Below are 17,605 nucleotides of genomic sequence, written 5' to 3'. Positions count from 1 at the left end.
GCTACTTCATTGTTACTATTGAAACCACTAACTCCCTTGCAGTAAAGGGACAAGGCCAAATAATCCAACAGCTCACATTCCAACACCAACCCTGATAAGTTAGAGATAGATTCACGTGCCCCGGACCATGTTCGAGCGGTTTACCGAGAAGGCCATCAAGGTGATCATGCTGGCCCAGGAAGAGGCCCGGCGTCTTGGTCATAATTTCGTGGGCACCGAGCAGATTCTTTTGGGATTGATCGGTGAGGGCACAGGTGTGGCAGCGAAGGTTCTCAAGTCAATGAGCGTGAACCTTAAAGACGCCCGCGTTGAAGTTGAAAAGATCATTGGCCGTGGTTCAGGCTTCGTCGCCGTAGAAATCCCCTTTACTCCCAGAGCAAAGCGCGTACTGGAACTCTCTCTAGAAGAAGCCCGACAACTTGGCCACAATTACATCGGTACAGAACATTTACTGCTTGGTCTCATCCGAGAAGGAGAGGGTGTAGCAGCCCGAGTCCTCGAAAACCTTGGTGTAGACCTAGCAAAGGTGCGCACCCAAGTAATCCGCATGCTCGGAGAAACCGCCGAGGTCACTGCAGGCGGAGGTGGAGGCAAAGGCTCAACGAAGACAGCCACACTTGATGAATTCGGCAGCAACCTGACCCAGCTAGCCAATGAATCCAAGCTTGATCCTGTTGTCGGGCGACAAAATGAAATCGATCGTGTTATTCAGATCCTCGGAAGACGCACAAAGAACAACCCTGTACTGATTGGAGAGCCTGGAGTTGGCAAAACAGCAATTGCTGAAGGCCTCGCTCAACGCATCCAACAGGGAGATATTCCCGACATCCTTGAAGAAAAGAGGGTTCTAACCCTCGACATCGGCCTGCTAGTTGCTGGAACCAAATACCGGGGAGAATTCGAAGAACGGCTCAAAAAGATCATGGAAGAGATCAAAGCCGCAGGCAACGTGATCCTGGTCATCGATGAAGTGCACACACTGATTGGGGCAGGCGCTGCAGAAGGTGCCATCGATGCCGCCAACATTCTCAAACCAGCGCTAGCTAGAGGAGAACTGCAGTGCATTGGTGCCACCACTCTTGACGAATATCGAAAACACATCGAACGGGATGCTGCCCTAGAACGCCGATTTCAGCCGGTCATGGTTGGCGAGCCATCGATCGCTGAAACCATTGAAATCCTGCAAGGATTAAGGGAGCGTTACGAACAACATCACCGCCTAAAAATCACAGACGAAGCCCTAGATGCCGCAGCAAACCTAGGCGATCGCTATATCTCTGACCGCTTCCTGCCGGATAAGGCCATCGACTTAATCGATGAAGCTGGCAGCCGCGTGCGTTTGCTTAACTCCAAACTTCCCCCTGCGGCAAAAGAGGTTGACAAAGAATTACGCAAGGTTCAAAAGGAAAAAGAAGATGCCGTTCGTGATCAGGACTTCGCCAAAGCCGGGGAATTACGTGAAAAAGAAGTTGAGCTAAGAGAGAAGATCCGCACTCTGCTTCAAAGCAGTCGCCAAGGTAGTGAGGACTCGCCCCCCGCTGAGGTGGAAAATGCTGTTCGTTCCAGCGATGAGACGCCAACGCCTCAACCTGAAAAAGAGACAACAGCTGCATTAATTCCTCATCTCACCACACCGCTGGTGACAGAAGAAGATATTGCCAACATCGTGGCGGCTTGGACCGGAGTACCTGTACAAAAGCTCACCGAAAGCGAATCAGTGAAGCTCCTAAACATGGAGGAAACCCTCCACCAGAGGCTGATTGGCCAAGATGAAGCCGTCAAAGCAGTCTCGAAAGCCATCCGTCGAGCCAGGGTGGGCCTCAAAAACCCCAATCGCCCCATTGCCAGTTTCATCTTTTCAGGCCCTACTGGCGTGGGCAAAACCGAACTAACCAAAGCTCTCGCCACCTACTTCTTTGGTAGCGAAGAAGCCATGATCCGACTAGACATGTCGGAATTCATGGAGCGACATACGGTCAGCAAGCTGATCGGATCACCTCCTGGCTATGTGGGGTTCAACGAAGGGGGACAACTCACCGAAGCTGTTCGTCGCAGACCTTATACCGTTGTGCTCTTCGACGAAATCGAGAAGGCACATCCAGATGTTTTTAACCTGCTGCTTCAATTATTGGAAGATGGTCGACTAACTGACTCCAAAGGAAGAACAGTGGACTTCAAGAATACCTTGATCATTATGACTTCGAATATCGGTTCAAAAGTGATTGAGAAAGGAGGCGGAGGACTTGGCTTCGAATTCTCAGGTGAAAACGCAGAAGACAGTCAATACAACCGAATCAAATCCCTTGTCAACGAAGAACTAAAACAATACTTCCGTCCTGAATTTCTGAACCGTCTCGATGAAATTATCGTCTTCCGCCAACTCAGTAGAAATGAGGTGAAAGAAATCGCTGAGATCATGCTTCAAGAAGTGTTCTCTCGCATGCAAGACAAAGGGATCACTCTCACTGTTTCAGATGCATTCAAAGAACGACTAGTGGAAGAGGGATACAACCCCTCTTATGGAGCGAGGCCGCTACGAAGGGCTGTCATGCGACTCATGGAAGACAGTCTTGCCGAGGAAGTGCTTACTGGCCGCATCAAGGACGGTGATTCTGCGGAGATGGATGTGGATGACAACAAGCAAATCGTTGTACGCCATATCAGCAAAACTGCTGCCACACCGGAACTCGCTGGAGCAGGCGTCTGACACCTCTCCTACATCAATGAACAAAAACAATTTGCCTGAGGAGGTCTCTCACTGCGCTCACTCCATCGCCCCCGCAAAGGTTGTTAGGGGAGAAAGGGCGTGGGAAGAAAGCCATCAACTCATTGCCTCGATTTGCCGCTCACCTTTACTTCTTGGACGCAGCATCGCCACGGCTGAGTTACGCCAGGGATTACTCAACAACCTCAGGGACCTTGGACTCAACACAGTTTCTGCTGAGCTCAAGCACGATTGCTGCGAGATGGATCTCAAGCGGATCAATGCTCTTGCCTTGTACAACTCCTGCGACGGTGTAATTGCCGCAGGTGGGGGCAAGGTGCTAGATGCCGGGAAGCTTTTGGCCCATCGGCTAAGCATCCCATGCATCACAGTTCCATTGAGTGCAGCCACCTGTGCCGGTTGGACCGCCCTCGCCAATATCTATTCACCAACAGGTGCTTTTCAACGCGATCAAGTTCTGGCTCGATGTCCACATCTGATGATCTTTGATCATGGTCTCGTGCGTCAGGCTCCTCCAAGGACTCTCGCAAGCGGCATCGCAGATGCAATCGCCAAATGGTACGAAGCGTCTGTCAGCAATGGCTCCAGCAACGATGGCTTAATTCAACAAGCTGTGCAGATGGCAAGGGTCTTGCGCGATCAGCTTCTGCTTGATGGGCCTGAAGCGCTGAAAGATCAAAACAGCCTGGCCTGGATCAGAGTTGCCGAAGCCTGCGCACTAACTGCAGGGCTGATCGGAGGGATTGGCGGTTCTCGCTGCCGTACTGCCGCTGCCCACGCGGTACACAACGCACTCACGCAATTAAAAAATTGCCATGAGGTCCTTCATGGAGAAAAGGTGGGTTACGGGATTCTCGTACAGTTGCGTCTTGAGGAGATTGTTGGAGGCCATCAACTGGCCGGACAAGCAAGGCGACAGCTGATTCCATTCCTCAAAGGACTTGATCTACCTGTAAATCTTGAGGATCTGGGCCTATCGAATTTGAGTCTTCACGAGCTGCATGAGGTCTGCCAATTCGCCTGTCAAAAAGGCTCTGACCTATACCAACTGCCGTTTCCCGTCAATTCCAGCGCCCTACTCGAAGCACTCCTCGGCGCTAGCGACAATGGCCCGGTCCCCGTCGAATCCACAGTCACCAAGCGAATGGCAGCCTCTTGAACCTCAAAACTGGAATGGCAGCTCAAACAATCGCCTCGTCAGAAACCCTTTTACGTCAGCTCACACCACAACTTCTGGATCCATTAGCCCGTGACCTGGCCAATCAAGTTCAGTGGTGGTCTTTACCGGGGCTTGTCCCATGCTCGACCTCAGAGCCTGAGTCCTACCCAGTAGCCATCACTGGCGAGGGAGCTCCAGTGCTGCTGCTGCATGGGTTTGATAGCAGCTTCCTTGAATTCCGACGCCTAGCTCCGTTATTAAGCCCTCACCATCAGCTTGTGATTCCGGATTTGTATGGTTTTGGCTTCACTCCCCGTCCCTCTGAAGCTGACTATGGACAAGAGGCGCTCATCCGTCACCTCGATGAACTGCTAGCCCATCTGCCCTCTAATACTTCAGTGGGAGTCATCGGAGCATCAATGGGAGGTGCTATTGCCATGGAGCTTGCTCGACGTCATCCAAAACAAATCAACCGCTTGCTCTTACTTTCGCCTGCAGGATTAACAGGACGGCCAAAACCTATCCCTCCAGGCCTAGATCAACTGGGCGCATGGATCCTTAGTCAACCGGCCGTGCGACGCAGCATCTGCCGCCAAGCCTTCGCTGATCCCAAAAACTCTGTCGGAGATGCTGAGGAACAAATCGCTTCCCTTCATCTACAGGTATCAGGCTGGAGGAGATCACTAGCTGCCTTTGCCCGCAGTGGAGGGATCGCCAATTGCGGAACACCGCTACCCCAGCAACCACTTCATGTGATCTGGGGTGCCAACGACCGTATTCTAAATGGACCTCAGAGACGGGAAGCCCTCACCCTGCTGGGGTCTCAAGTGGAAGAACTTGACAACTGCGGCCATTTACCACATCTCGACCATCCCAAGATTGTCGCCCAACGCTGGCTTCAAGCTTTGTCCTAGCCATGGGAGATCCTTCATCCACCACCACCAGTAGCGGGCCTTTACTGCAACTCCTCGCCAATGGTCTAAAGATTTGGGTCCGCCGACAATGCGATGCCGTTGGTGAACTGAAGCTGGAACTGCACGGATCTGCTCTGGAGCTCTTGAGAGGTCGTCTTTCAGGAGTCAGTCTCATGGCCAAGGAGGTGATCTTTCAAGGCCTGCCATTGCATTACGCCGAATTAAAAAGCGGCCCCCTCAGGCTGAACATGAACCTCGGCAAATCAGCCCAGGCTGTGACTCTCGAGCAAAGCTTCGATCTTCAGGGAACTGTATCAATCACGGACAAAGACCTCAATCAGGTCCTGCTATCAGATCCATGGAGATGGCTTGGCGATTGGCTAGCAGAAGAGCTCATTGGCATAACGCCTCTTGGAGGACTTCAAATCAACAACGACACCTTGGAATTACAAGCTCCAGTGATTGGTCAACAAGAACCGGCAAGACGACGTTTTCTAATCAGAGCGGATCAAGGAACCGTGCTGATTAGACACCAGGATGTGGATCTAGAAGCTTCACTACCCATGGACCCTGCTATTCACATTGAAGAAGCCGTTCTGAACGGTGGACAACTTCACCTCAAGGGTCGCGCATCAGTAACACCCTGATCGCATTAACTCATGACAGGCAGGATCAGCGTTACTGCGTAATACACCACTGCAGGAGTGAAGAGATAGCTATCAATGCGATCAAGGATGCCGCCATGACCAGGCAGCGCATCACCAGAATCCTTAAGACCCGCATCTCGTTTCATCATCGACTCGATCAGGTCTCCAACCAGCGCAAATAATGCAACCAAAACTCCAAGCAGCACGCCCAGCAAAAACCCCAATGGCCAAGCCAAAAGCTCACCGGCAACTGCCCCTATAGTCATTGCGCAAAACAGGCCTCCGACAGCACCTTCCACAGTCTTGCCAGGCGAAATAGACGATAAAGGTAGGCGTCCAAAACGACGTCCCAATTCATAAGAGCCAATATCACTAGCGACGATCATCAGGCAAGCCACCAAAGTGATCGCCATCCCAGAAGTCAACCAGCCTGCACACCAGCCAGGAAGCTGACCCAGCCCAGGAGCAAGATCGATAGCACTCAAATTACGCAATCGCAACCAATGACTGGGTAAAAAACCCAAGTAAAACAACCCAAAGATCGAGGCGGCGATATCGGCAATGGAGCCGGTGATCGGCTGAAGCAACAACCAACCGCAAATGGCGGCTCCAGAGAGAGGCAGCACTGCTGCAGCAAGATCAGATGGCAACCCGCCAACCACACCCCACTGTGTACTGATCAGCAACAACTGACAGGCCACAAGAGTCGTTTTCGTCGCCGGCCTGATTCCGGTGAACTTCGCCATGCGGAAAAACTCAAGCAAAGCAAGGTGCACGATCACACCCAAACCAACCGTGAACCACCAACCCCCTAAAGCAACCACCACCAAACCGAAAGCTCCGGCAGCCAGGCCACTGCTAATCCGCTGGCTGGAAGATCCGGCTGCAACCAATCTCCATCGAAAGGCCTCTGCTCTCACGCCCACACCATTGATGGTCTTACAAGGCCAGAACTTTTACCGTACCAGCGATCTGCTCGGGCCAAAGGTTCTGCTGCTCTAAAAGCCAGTCCACACGTCTGTGATCCAGCTTCTCACCCGGCACTAGCAAGGGAATCCCTGGAGGATAAGGACAGATTAACTCCGCAGCGACTCTCCCTACCGCATCAGCAATCGACACTCTCCGACTTTGAGCGCGCCAAGCCAAGCCACAAGCCATTGCTGGTGCTGTAATGCGCGGCAGTGGCGGGGGCGTAAAAACTGGCAAGGGTAGGCCCTTACCTTGGGCCTCAAGGAGTCCCCGCCAGCAACGATGCATCAGCCTGACCAATCCACGCTGGGGCGCCAAGCCAAGACAGAACGTTAGGCAGCCTGGTTCTGGAAGTTCGCCCACCAGCCCCCTGGCCATCAGCCAAGCATCTGCTTCAAGTCCGCTGATACCCTCTGCAGCGGTGTGCAAAATCAGCCGCAAGGGATCCTGGTTTTCAAGCAAAGGCAATCCCAACTGACGAAGTTGAACCGCCAATTCGCGAGCATCCTTGAGGCGCGTTCCCAGCTTGTGCAAGCCTGCAGGCTTGCACAAGTCACTCAGCGACGCTTCACAAGAAGCCAGCAAGAGTGCGCTTGGACTGGTGGTTTGCAACCAGCCGAGACTGCGCTCGACAGCTTTGGGATCAACGCGATCCCCTTGGCTCCAAAGCACTGCCGTCTGAGTCAAACCGGCAGCAGATTTGTGCAATGAGTGGACGATTAAGTCAGCACCTGCTGTGATCGCAGAATCAGGCAAAGATGCATCCACCCGACTAGCGAAATGAGCACCATGAGCCTCATCCACTAATACCGGCCAACCCCGAGAATGAAGCTCAACAACCATGGGCTTGAGATCCGTCGCATAGCCCTGATAAGTGGGATGCACCAACACAGCTGCAGCGATCTCAACACCAGCGATAGGAAGTTCATTCAAAACGTCCTTCAACCAAGGTCCATCAGGGGGAAACACATGACCCCGATCAACCATGAAAGGCAGGTCAAACAAGACAGGCGTGAGATCGCCCAAAACACAAGCCTGAATGAGGCTGCGATGGACATTTCGAGGCATCAACACAGCCTGACCAGGCCTTGCTATTGCCAAGAGAGCAGCCTGCAAGAGGCCTGTCGCGCCATTGACGCCATACCAACCCCGCTCAGCCCCGATAGCAATCGCTGCCTGCCTTTGACTCTCTGCTACTGCCCCCTGCTGCATCAATGGCCCACCCAACTCAGGAAGTTCCGGCAGATCCCAGATGCCAGCTCGATGGCGCAACATTGCACGCAGATCATCAGGCAAGCCAGCCCCACGACCATGAGCGGGGAGATGCAAGCTGCGACCACGGTCGCGAGTCAGCAGGGGAAGAAAGCCCATGAAGGTGAATCGCCGTTTCTAAAGTCTGATGATCAACGTGCCCAGGCGGTCTGTTGAACAGCTCCAATCCATCGTCCGCTTCAGCATCCCGCAAAGCCCCGATGCGTTACGACGCCAATCAGGATCTGCTCTGGTTACTAGCCAGGCCCTGGGTGTGGATACCTCGATTGATTCATGTGCTCACCTCACTGCTCACACTGTCGGTGAGAGTGCTGGCTCAGGGCTCTAACAACGACGAAGAGGCACAAAAAAGGCTCGCAAAAAAACTGCTCATCACCCTCACCAACCTCGGGCCTTGCTTTATCAAGGTGGGCCAAGCCCTTTCCACCCGACCAGACCTAATCAAGCGTGAATGGCTCGAGGAACTCACCAGCCTTCAAGACAATCTGCCCTCCTTCAACCATGCCACGGCCCTCGCCACATTGGCAGAAGATCTTGGGGCTCCAGCTAGTCAACTCTTTGAAGAGTTTCCTAACCAACCAATTGCTGCAGCCAGCCTTGGCCAGGTCTACAAAGCTCGCCTACACGGCAATCAATGGGTAGCAGTGAAAGTACAACGTCCTCAACTGGCGTTCATCTTGCGCCGCGACCTCGTCATCATCCGCCTTCTCGGCGTGCTGTCAGCACCAGTGCTCCCGCTCAACTTGGGCTTTGGACTAGGCAACATCATTGATGAATTTGGTCGCAGCCTATTTGAGGAGATTGACTACGAACAAGAAGCTAACAATGCTGAACGATTTGCGGCTCTTTTCGCCAAAGACCCAACGGTGACGGTCCCGAGGGTGGAGAGATTGCTGTCATCCCGCCGTGTACTAACCACAAGCTGGATCGAGGGCACGAAGCTACGAGATCGCAAGGAGTTACAAGCCCAACTTCTTAATCCAACAGCACTGATCAGGACGGCCGTCATCAGCGGTCTTCAACAACTTTTTGAGTTCGGCTATTTCCATGCTGATCCTCACCCAGGCAACATTTTTGCCCTCAGTGGTCAAAGCAAAAGGATGGGTCATCTTGCCTACTGCGATTTCGGCATGATGGATTCAATTAGTGATGACGATCGTCTCACTCTTACTGGAGCAGTAGTTCACCTAATCAACAACGATTTCAATGCTCTAGCTAAAGACTTTCAAAAGCTGGGATTCCTTAGTTTAACAAGTGATCTAACGACAATCATACCGGCACTAGAAGAAGTACTTGGTGGCTCTCTTGGTGAATCAGTGGAGTCCTTCAACTTCAAGGCAATAACCGATCGTTTCTCAGAACTGATGTTCGATTACCCCTTCAGAGTCCCGGCGAGATTTGCCTTGATCATCCGAGCTGTTGTTAGTCAAGAAGGTCTTGCATTAAGGCTAGATCCAGAGTTCAAGATCATCGCAATTGCCTACCCATATGTGGCCAAACGTCTACTGGCAGGAGACTCAATGGAGATGCGAGAGAAACTGATGGAGGTGATTTTTGATAATAATGGGCACCTGCGCCTTGAGCGAATTGAAAGTTTACTGAAAGTGATAAGCCAAGACGCTGTAGCACCAGATGCAGAACTAATCCCTGTAGCAGGAGCAGGCCTAAAACTGCTACTTGGCCCAGATGGATCCACTTTGCGTAGTCGTCTACTGATGACATTGATCAAAGACGAGCGTTTAAGCGCATCTGATATCAAGGCCTTAATGAGCCTGCTAAGGCGAACCTTCAGCCCTCGCAAGGTCGCAAATGGCATGTTGCAAACCCTTACTCCACGAACCACCTAAACATGGGGATGAAGAATAACAATCGCTAGGGGAAAAGAAACCACTCCAAAATAAAAGTCTCTGCCATTCTTTAATGCCCTGATTCCACAATAGCTATCTATCGATTGGCACGAAGATTTAGCAATAATCCAACTAAGTTATACTCATACCATGCTAAACAGGCAATGACAAAGGGAAGAGAATATGCAACTGATACGGACGAGAGTTGGGATAAATTAATCCAGGAATAATCCCTAAAGCTTAGCTTTGGTTGTCGACTCTCAGAAAACTAAAAAGCAAGTTTCAAACCGCCATATAAGCCTCAAGTTCAAACGAAGAGGTTCGCATCAGCGCCAAGCCTTCCCTCTCCAGACGGCGTGTTCGATCGCGACTCATTCCTAAAGTCTTAGCAATCCCGGTGAGGTTCATCGGCTCGCCTCCGTCGATTCCATAACGCATCCGCAGCACACGACCCTGCAGCTCGGGCAACTTTTCTAGCAAGGTACGTAAATCGCCTTTCATGCAATCCACTTCCACCTTCTCACTCGGTAACTCCTCTTCCCCGGCAAGCAACTCAAGCAACTCCGTTTCATCCCCATCTCCCACCTTCATCTCCAAACTCATCGGCTGACGGGCACGGCACATCAGATCCTTCACCTCCTCCTCGGGCAACTCCACAAACTCTGCAAGTTCGCTCACTGTTGGCGTGCGCCCCATCTCCTGACTTAATTCTCGCTGGCCTTTCTTGAGCTTGTTCAGCATCTCCGTGATGTGGATCGGCAGACGGATCGTTCGGCTCTTCTCCGCAATCGCACGCGTGATCCCCTGACGAATCCACCAATACGCATAGGTCGAAAACTTGTAGCCACGTGTTGGGTCGAACTTCTCTACTCCCCTCACCAAGCCGATCGTTCCCTCTTGGATCAAATCAAGCAGCTCCATATTCCGTTTGGTGTACTTCTTGGCAACACTCACCACTAAGCGCAGGTTCGCAGACACCATCCGCTCCTTCGCACGTCGTCCGCTCTGCAACTTCTTCTTGAGCTGCAACGCAGTCAATCCAGCTGCCTTCGCTAGCTCTTTATGACTCGCTGGCTCACCTGTTTGACCTTCCAGTTCAGACTCAAGCTGCTCTAAAGACATCAACTCCTGCACCTGACGACCCAGCGTGATCTCCTGCTCATGGCTCAGTAGCGGCACTCGACCGATATCGCGCAGGTACGAACGCACCAGGTCGACATCTGAAAGCACCGCCAAGGGAGCCATACTGAATAACGAAACAACCAGGTTTCCTAATTTACCATCGTTTGCCATGAGCAAATCAATGGCTTGCGGACGAATTCCACACCATTGCCAAAATGAAGAAGGCTTTAAAATCGAGAATCAACGTTTTATCTTCAAGCGCCATCAATAGAGACAGTCTTTTGATGCGCCAAGCACTTGCAAAGCCTTATCTATAATGATGCCCTCGAAAACCTCACCACATCTTCCAAAACACTCTTCCAACTATTAAATGTTTGGAGATGGATATGGTGCAGCTGGTTCTCGGCGCCCGCTGAAAACCATGCTGACAACATTGGCATGAAGCAACAAAGACTGCAAAAGCTGATTGCAGCGTCAGGACTCTGCTCCCGGCGCCATGCCGAGCAGCTCCTCCAGCAAGAGCGGGTAACGTTGAATGGCCATCTTGCAAAGCTTGGCGACAAGGCCGATCCAGAGCTTGACAAGATCTCTGTAGATGGGCGTGTGCTCAATTCCAACACCGAAACAAGAGTGTTGCTGTTCAACAAACCTGCGGGGGTGATCACTAGTTGTCATGATCCCCACGGGCGAGTGACTGTCTTCAGCATGCTGCCCGACAAACTATGCAAGGGTCTTCATCCTGTAGGCAGACTTGATGCCGATAGCCGAGGAGCTCTGCTAATCACCAACCAAGGAGAGCTCACGCTGCGATTGACCCATCCACGCTATGCACATCACAAGACTTACCAAGTCTTGGTGGAAGGCAAACCCTCAGCCCTAGTGCTCTCAAGCTGGCGACATGGCGTCATGCTTGATGGGAAAACAACCTTGCCCGCTGAACTAGAGCTTTTGCAATCACACTCAAACCAAAGCCTTTTGAAGATTGTTCTAAGGGAAGGCCGCAACCGGCAAATCCGTCGCGTAGCCGAACAACTAGGTCACCCTGTATTAGACCTTCAACGCACTGCGATTGCAAATGTTGCCCTAGACGCATTACCAGAAGGGTGCTGGCGCGCTCTTGACGAGAGAGAATGGACTCCCCTACTGAAAATCACCAAGCCCTCAATGTGTTGATGCGCTTGATAAAGCCATCCAATTGAAACGCCGATGCGACTAAACCTTCCATGGCAAAAATCAAGATCTGAAGTCGAAACCAGACAAGATCCACAACAGATATTCCAGAGTTCATTACTGGAAGCTGGTCGACAACTCAGAGAGCGTCGCGAACAGTGTGGAATGAGCCTGCGTGATTTAGCTGAAGAAACACGAATCACGACCCCCGTTTTAGAAGCAATTGAACGGGGGTGGGTCAAACGACTACCAGAGCCAGCCTATCTGTGCTCAATGCTGCCGCTGCTGGAGCAGCATCTTGAACTAGCCCCAGGCAGCCTCAACGGGGCCATGCCAGAACGCAATGCCAGGAACCAAACTCATGCCAACAGGGGCCTGACGCGATTCACCCCCGGCAGCATCGATGTCTTCACTACCTGGCAAGGGAGTGTGATTTATGCCGTGGTCATGCTCAGCAGCCTCTTGGCCCTCAATCACCAGCAAAAGCATCTTGCTGCACTCAACAGTCAAACACTCTCGCCAATCACAGTCAGCCTTGAATCCCTTGATGATCAGCACGCAAGCGAGACAGCCAACCCCGCCCTTGATGGCCTAAGACCCCTGGAAGAAGCTCAAAAACGATCTCCAGAACAATGGCTCAACGCAACCCTTATCCAGCACCAAGCTCAGGATGAGATAGGTCTACTGGAGATCAATCTCAGTCAGCCACGTATGCTCAAAATCAAGAGCGCTGGAAAAGATCTCACAAATCTCAGAGAAGCTCAGGGGACACTCACTCTTCAATTGCGGCCACCCCTCCTACTAGAAATCAAGCCTCCAGCTGCTCCTGAGGACAGCGTCATTTGGAAGGGCCAGGCGCATACTCCCGAACCCAATCATCCTGGGATTTACCTACTCGCAGATGCCGTCAGCAAACCGGCTGCCGATTCAAGCGAACGTCCCCAGACAGCTCCTCTCTCGCCATAGCCGCTCAGGGCTCCATCAAGAGCTGAATCAAAGCAAGACAACCGCCAACACCAATTTCCCTCGACAGTGCCAGGGGTGTTGAAACGAGCTGCATCATCTAAATGAAGCAAATCCTGCACTGGGGTCATCACTAAACACGCCTCTGTCGCTAGGCCCAGCTCCAGCAACTGCCAACCAGGGGCATGAACGGCACCCTTCAATCGATCTGCGACCCGCTCACGGGCTTCGAGATCAAGCTGCTGCCACCAACCCAGCGTCGTTGGATTGTCGTGAGTGCCTGTATAAACCACCCAGTGATGACCCTGAATATTTTCAGGTAGATAGGGATTACTGGGATTGCCATCAAAAGCAAACTGGAGAATTTTCATTCCAGGCAAACCAAATTGGTCTCGTAGCGCTTCCACATCAGCAGTAATCACTCCCAGATCTTCTGCAACCAGTGGCAAGCTGCCACCAGCATCACGCCTTAGCCGCTTCAATAGAGCGGCCCCTGGAGAAGACCGCCACTCCCCGTGCTCAGCTGTCGAATCGGAACCAGGAACTGCCCAATAAGACGCAAGCGCCCTGAAATGGTCGAGGCGCAAAAGATCCACCTGTTGCCATTGACGCACAAAGCGGCTACGCCACCAATGGAATCCACTCAAGCGATGCCGCCACCAGCGATAAACAGGCGTGCCCCAGAGTTGTCCTGTACTGGAGAAATAATCAGGGGGAACACCACTTTGGATCTCAAGCTCCCCGCCTTGAAGAATCGAAAACAGGCCCTGATGACTCCAGACGTCAGCGCTATCGCGCGCAACATAGAAAGGCAGATCACCAAACAACAAAACGCCAAGCTCGCCTGCTAGATGTCTCAGTGCTTGCCACTGCCGATCAAGCTGCCATTGCAGCAAACGATGTTCAAGCAGAGCCTCCTGATGATGACCTTTCCAGGCATTGAGGGCACTACGTTGATGAGCTGCCAAGCCTGCCGGCCATTCCCACCAAGGAAGGCCTTGATGCTGACGACGGAGCTCCATAAATAAAACATGGTCCTCAAGCCAGAACTGCTTGCCACACCAACTCTCAAAGGCAAGATGATGATCTCTAGCCTGCTCAGACCAAGCCTCCCTTAAGGCTATGCCAAGTCGCTGACTGCGAAGGTCAGCCAGAGCAAAATCAACCGAGGCGCAAGGCTCCTGGATAGGAACTGTTCCTGGCAACTCACGCAGAACGGATGCGGACAGGAAATCCTCATCAACAAGATCATCGGCATCAAGCAACCAAGGGTTCAGAGCAAAGCTTGAAGGGGAGCTGTAGGGAGACCCTGTCGCATCAGGAGGAGCCAAAGGCAACAACTGCCACACACCGATGTCATGGCGAGCAAGTGATTGCAACCAAGCCCTTGAAGGGGCACCGAAACTGCCGCAAACTGGACTGACAGGCAGTGCTGTGGGATGAAGTAACACCCCGGTCGTGCGGACTAACGCTGAACTGCCCTCAACCATCAAAAAACACCAGACAATAAAAACAACAGTGGAATCTGATCGAAGTCAGCATCTAGATCAGCCATTAGCCCCAATCAATCTTGGAAGGGCTTAGGCCGGGTCGTTACATACTCGCAAGATGCCTTGTCAGAAGTCTCGGTTAGGCCAAAAGCCATTGGACTTTTAACCCTAAAGAGCTGTAGTTGAGCAAGACTGTGATGCCGCTGTCCTCAACACGGTTGATGCCTACACAACATTCAGGCAGAACGCCAACGCCATCAAGCGTGGGTCACTGGATGGGGAAATATCCAGGCCGTACCTTGCTACGCCTGGCTGCGACCCTGGGTGGTCTTTGGCTGGCAAGCACGGCCCTGGGGCTGCTCTGGCCGAAGCCCGATCAAGTCGCCAAAGGCGATCCATCAGTGGACAAAGCAACCTCCCTAGCGCCGCTTCCCAAACAACCAATCATCATCTTGTTAGTGGGCATTGATTCGGACCAACTGAACGATCTCACAAACCAAGCTGCACCGATGGGTTCAGCCAATGCAGACAGCCTGATGCTCGTGAAGGTAGCGGCCAAGCAACCTGTTGAAGTGCTTCAACTGCCGATTGAACTCGCTGTGACCCTGCCTGGAAGCAATGGGATGCAACCACTAGCGTCAAGTTACGGGCGGGGGGGGATTGCCCTTACCGCCGATGTGATTACGGAAATCCTCGGCCTTAGAAAAGGACAACCCCACCGCTTTGTGGTGATCCCCCGCAAAGCTCTAAGAGTCCTTGTCGATGGGCTCGGAGATGTGGAGGTGAACCTCAACGCGCCTTTTAAACACCAAGACAATACCCAGAACTATGCGGTGGACTTGCAAGCAGGACGGCAGAGACTCAATGGAGGCCAGGTAGAACAACTGGTTCGCTACCGCGCTGGTCCTGAAGAAGAAAGCGGTCGGCGTCAAAGGCAACAATGGATCCTGAACGGTCTGTCTAGACAATTGCGACAGCCAAACACCCTCGCAAAACTCCCCAAACTTCTGAAAGAGTTTTCAAAAGAAGTGCAAACCGATTTAACCCCTCGTGAGTTGTTAAGCCTCACGGCAGCGGCTCTTAGCAACAATCAATTCCCAATCATCAGCGAATTACCTTTAGCCCCACGAGCCGGGGAACAAACCCTGCGGCAACTCAAGGCAAGCCACCCCATGCCGCTCTGGCCGCAGGGCAACTAACAGGGCCTCATCAATCGGACGACAGCAGCAGCCGTCGACGCAATTGCACCACGACCTCCTCCAAAGAGGGCCCCTGCTGCAAGCCGCCCCCATTAGGGACTGCTGACAAAGCTGAGGGATCATCTGGAAGCAAACCGAACCAAGGCAAACCATCCGAGCGGCGAAGGCTGAGGTTCCATGGGCCACCCAATTGCAGAACCCCAATCAGAGGAACATTGAGGGCCGCACAGAGCGCTACATAAGCAGGTGCCACTCCAGGAATCTCCCCAGAGGGCAAAGGCGACACCATCAAAATGGTGGGCTGGCGCCATGCTCCCAGAGCCTCCAGCCAGCTACCACCATCTGGATGAAACATGGCTGGATCACCACTCAGTTGCACCATTCCCCCCTCCGCAGGCAACAAACCAAGAACCTGATGGGGATTTTCAGAACAGCGATGATGGCTCAACTCAACGCCCCAAGCGCTAGCTAAAAGCAAGCAACCAGACCGCATCCGAACATCAGGGAGGGGGCCTGCACCAACCAGAAAAGGGATGGGAGCAATCATCAGGCGACCCTACATAGAGAAGAAGTTGAGATGAGAGCCTTTGCACCACTAGCATCGGAGTACAGCTGATATTGCTCGCTGGCGACGTGACGAGTTTTCTGACCGCAGCCCGTACCGAACAAGAGAGCATCAGCTATGACATGCAGCGTCTGCGCTTGTTCAGCGGCACCTCAAATCCAGCTCTTGCAAGAGAGATTGCGGCCTACCTAGGTGTTCCCGATGGTCCAAGGATCTGCAAACGGTTCGCAGATGGTGAGCTCTATGTACAAATCCAGGAATCGATCCGAGGTTGTGACGTCTTCCTGATTCAGCCCACCTGCGCGCCAGTGAACGACAATTTGATGGAACTGCTGATCATGGTTGATGCCTGTCAGCGCGCCTCTGCCAGGCAGATCACTGCAGTAGTTCCCTATTACGGCTATGCAAGAGCCGACCGCAAAACGGCTGGCCGCGAGTCAATCACTGCCAAGCTCACAGCAAACCTGCTGGTGAAATCTGGCGTGAACAGAGTCCTCGCCATGGATCTGCATTCCGCCCAAATCCAGGGCTACTTTGACATCCCTTGCGATCACATCTACGGCTCACCAGTCTTGGTTGATTACCTCGCAGCACAAGAACTAAACGAAGTCGTGGTGGTGTCTCCAGATGTTGGAGGAGTCGCACGAGCCCGAGCCTTTGCGAAACAAATGAGGGATGCGCCACTGGCAATTATTGATAAGCGCCGATCAGGTCACAACGTTGCCGAAAGTCTCACAGTGATCGGCGATGTTGCTGGGAAAACAGCCATCCTGATCGACGACATGATCGACACTGGGGGAACCATTTGCTCAGGGGCTCGCCTTCTTCGACAACAAGGGGCTAAACGGGTGATTGCCTGTGCCTCCCATGCCGTGTTTTCGCCCCCCGCCTGCGAACGATTATCCGAAGAAGGATTATTCGAACAAGTCTTGGTTACCAACAGCATTCCCATCGCTGCGGAACGACACTTCCCTCAATTGCAGGTACTTTCAGTGGCCAATATGCTTGGCGAAGCGATTTGGCGCATCCATGAGGAAAGCTCTGTGAGCTCAATGTTTAGAGGAAAACCCTGAGGTTAAGTCTAAAATTAGCTGGCTAAGCAACAGAGGTGACTCTTCTTAGAGCAGCTCCTCAATTTTTTAGGCACTAACATACAAGCTAAAAGCAAAATCAATAAGCCTTAAGCCTCTAGGCCTTTACAGTTAATCCCAACTTGCTTACTCTTTAAATTCTTCATCATTAGGGCACAGGCATTTCAACTAGATAAGACCATAAGAACTATTCGCAAGGCCCTTGCTTACCGATAAAAGTGTGGCGAAAGAAGAAACTCAAACAGACTCTTGAGAAACCTTCTATAATCACTATAGAACAGCCTGATTATTCGTTTCCACAACCTGCAACTCAAAGCCATCAAAAGAAACTGGCTTGACTTGACTAGTGATAGCCACGCAATAAAAACGTTAAGCATTGCCGTTTCACGCTCATTACTCAAGCAACCTTGATGACTTGCATCACCGACCTAAATACATCTGATTCCTTTCGCAAAAGATCGTTTGTATTTAG

14 protein-coding genes are annotated in these 17,605 nt (G+C 52.2%); 9 read left to right on the top strand and 5 right to left on the bottom strand.

What is annotated here, in order from left to right:
• The first annotated feature begins 127 nt into the window (after nucleotides 1-127).
• Genes SIB79_RS03230 through SIB79_RS03215 form a run of 4 tightly spaced genes read left to right on the top strand, consistent with a single transcriptional unit; the run spans nucleotide 128 to nucleotide 5,445 of the window.
• Entirely contained in the window at nucleotides 128-2,707 is a 2,580-nt protein-coding gene (locus SIB79_RS03230; RefSeq protein WP_063403160.1) for an ATP-dependent Clp protease ATP-binding subunit, read from the top strand.
• Nucleotides 2,708-2,723: 16 nt separating this feature from the next.
• On the top strand, nucleotides 2,724-3,884 hold the full coding sequence (locus tag SIB79_RS03225; protein WP_063403159.1) for an iron-containing alcohol dehydrogenase family protein: 1,161 nt from the start codon (nucleotides 2,724-2,726) through the stop codon (nucleotides 3,882-3,884).
• 14 nt (nucleotides 3,885-3,898) lie between these two features.
• Nucleotides 3,899-4,798, top strand: a complete 900-nt coding sequence (locus SIB79_RS03220; protein ID WP_063403158.1) for an alpha/beta fold hydrolase — start codon at nucleotides 3,899-3,901, stop codon at nucleotides 4,796-4,798.
• A gap of 2 nt (nucleotides 4,799-4,800) precedes the next feature.
• Nucleotides 4,801-5,445: a DUF2993 domain-containing protein gene (locus SIB79_RS03215; RefSeq protein WP_063403157.1), complete on the top strand. Its 645-nt coding sequence runs from the start codon at nucleotides 4,801-4,803 to the stop codon at nucleotides 5,443-5,445.
• A gap of 5 nt (nucleotides 5,446-5,450) precedes the next feature.
• Here the strand turns inward: SIB79_RS03215 and SIB79_RS03210 are convergent, their stop codons facing one another.
• Both SIB79_RS03210 and SIB79_RS03205 read right to left on the bottom strand, forming a co-directional pair.
• Entirely contained in the window at nucleotides 5,451-6,365 is a 915-nt protein-coding gene (locus SIB79_RS03210; protein WP_063403221.1) for a phosphatidate cytidylyltransferase, read from the bottom strand.
• A gap of 19 nt (nucleotides 6,366-6,384) precedes the next feature.
• Entirely contained in the window at nucleotides 6,385-7,785 is a 1,401-nt protein-coding gene (locus SIB79_RS03205) for a lysine decarboxylase (protein ID WP_063403156.1), read from the bottom strand.
• Nucleotides 7,786-7,886: 101 nt separating this feature from the next.
• Here SIB79_RS03205 and SIB79_RS03200 point away from each other — a divergent pair, with 101 nt between their 5' ends.
• Entirely contained in the window at nucleotides 7,887-9,533 is a 1,647-nt protein-coding gene (locus SIB79_RS03200) for an ABC1 kinase family protein (protein ID WP_063403155.1), read from the top strand.
• Between the two features lie 282 nt (nucleotides 9,534-9,815).
• On the opposite strand, the gene SIB79_RS03195 is transcribed toward SIB79_RS03200, so the two are convergent.
• Nucleotides 9,816-10,778, bottom strand: a complete 963-nt coding sequence (locus SIB79_RS03195) for an RpoD/SigA family RNA polymerase sigma factor (protein ID WP_413681136.1) — start codon at nucleotides 10,776-10,778, stop codon at nucleotides 9,816-9,818.
• A gap of 315 nt (nucleotides 10,779-11,093) precedes the next feature.
• Between SIB79_RS03195 and SIB79_RS03190 the strand changes: the two genes are divergently transcribed.
• Together SIB79_RS03190 and SIB79_RS03185 are read left to right on the top strand one after the other, a co-directional pair.
• A complete protein-coding gene (locus SIB79_RS03190) occupies nucleotides 11,094-11,828 on the top strand; it encodes a pseudouridine synthase (RefSeq protein WP_063402889.1) in 735 nt (244 codons plus the stop codon).
• Nucleotides 11,829-11,861: 33 nt separating this feature from the next.
• Nucleotides 11,862-12,791 carry a helix-turn-helix domain-containing protein gene (locus tag SIB79_RS03185; RefSeq protein ID WP_063402876.1) on the top strand — a complete coding sequence of 310 codons (930 nt, stop codon included), beginning with the start codon at nucleotides 11,862-11,864 and terminating at the stop codon, nucleotides 12,789-12,791.
• Here SIB79_RS03185 and malQ read toward each other — a convergent pair.
• Entirely contained in the window at nucleotides 12,713-14,278 is a 1,566-nt protein-coding gene (gene malQ / locus SIB79_RS03180; protein ID WP_063402877.1) for a 4-alpha-glucanotransferase, read from the bottom strand. The genes SIB79_RS03185 and malQ overlap by 79 nt on opposite strands.
• 221 nt (nucleotides 14,279-14,499) lie before the next feature.
• Here malQ and SIB79_RS03175 point away from each other — a divergent pair, with 221 nt between their 5' ends.
• Nucleotides 14,500-15,477 (top strand): LCP family protein, encoded by a 978-nt coding sequence (locus tag SIB79_RS03175; RefSeq protein ID WP_063402878.1) that lies wholly within the window; start codon nucleotides 14,500-14,502, stop codon nucleotides 15,475-15,477.
• A gap of 10 nt (nucleotides 15,478-15,487) precedes the next feature.
• On the opposite strand, the gene SIB79_RS03170 is transcribed toward SIB79_RS03175, so the two are convergent.
• The gene (locus tag SIB79_RS03170; RefSeq protein ID WP_063402879.1) at nucleotides 15,488-16,024 is read right to left on the bottom strand and encodes a hypothetical protein; all 537 of its coding nucleotides are present in this window, start codon (nucleotides 16,022-16,024) and stop codon (nucleotides 15,488-15,490) included.
• A gap of 86 nt (nucleotides 16,025-16,110) precedes the next feature.
• On the opposite strand from SIB79_RS03170, the gene SIB79_RS03165 reads away from it, so the two are divergent.
• The gene (locus SIB79_RS03165; RefSeq protein ID WP_063402890.1) at nucleotides 16,111-17,115 is read left to right on the top strand and encodes a ribose-phosphate pyrophosphokinase; all 1,005 of its coding nucleotides are present in this window, start codon (nucleotides 16,111-16,113) and stop codon (nucleotides 17,113-17,115) included.
• Nucleotides 17,116-17,605 lie beyond the last annotated feature (490 nt).

Origin of the sequence: Prochlorococcus sp. MIT 1342 (genome assembly GCF_047304495.1) — a bacterium.
GTDB classification, from domain to species: domain Bacteria; phylum Cyanobacteriota; class Cyanobacteriia; order PCC-6307; family Cyanobiaceae; genus Prochlorococcus; species Prochlorococcus marinus_D.
The sequence above is the reverse complement of the archived record's forward strand: the minus strand, read 5'-3'. Positions and strand labels throughout refer to the sequence as shown.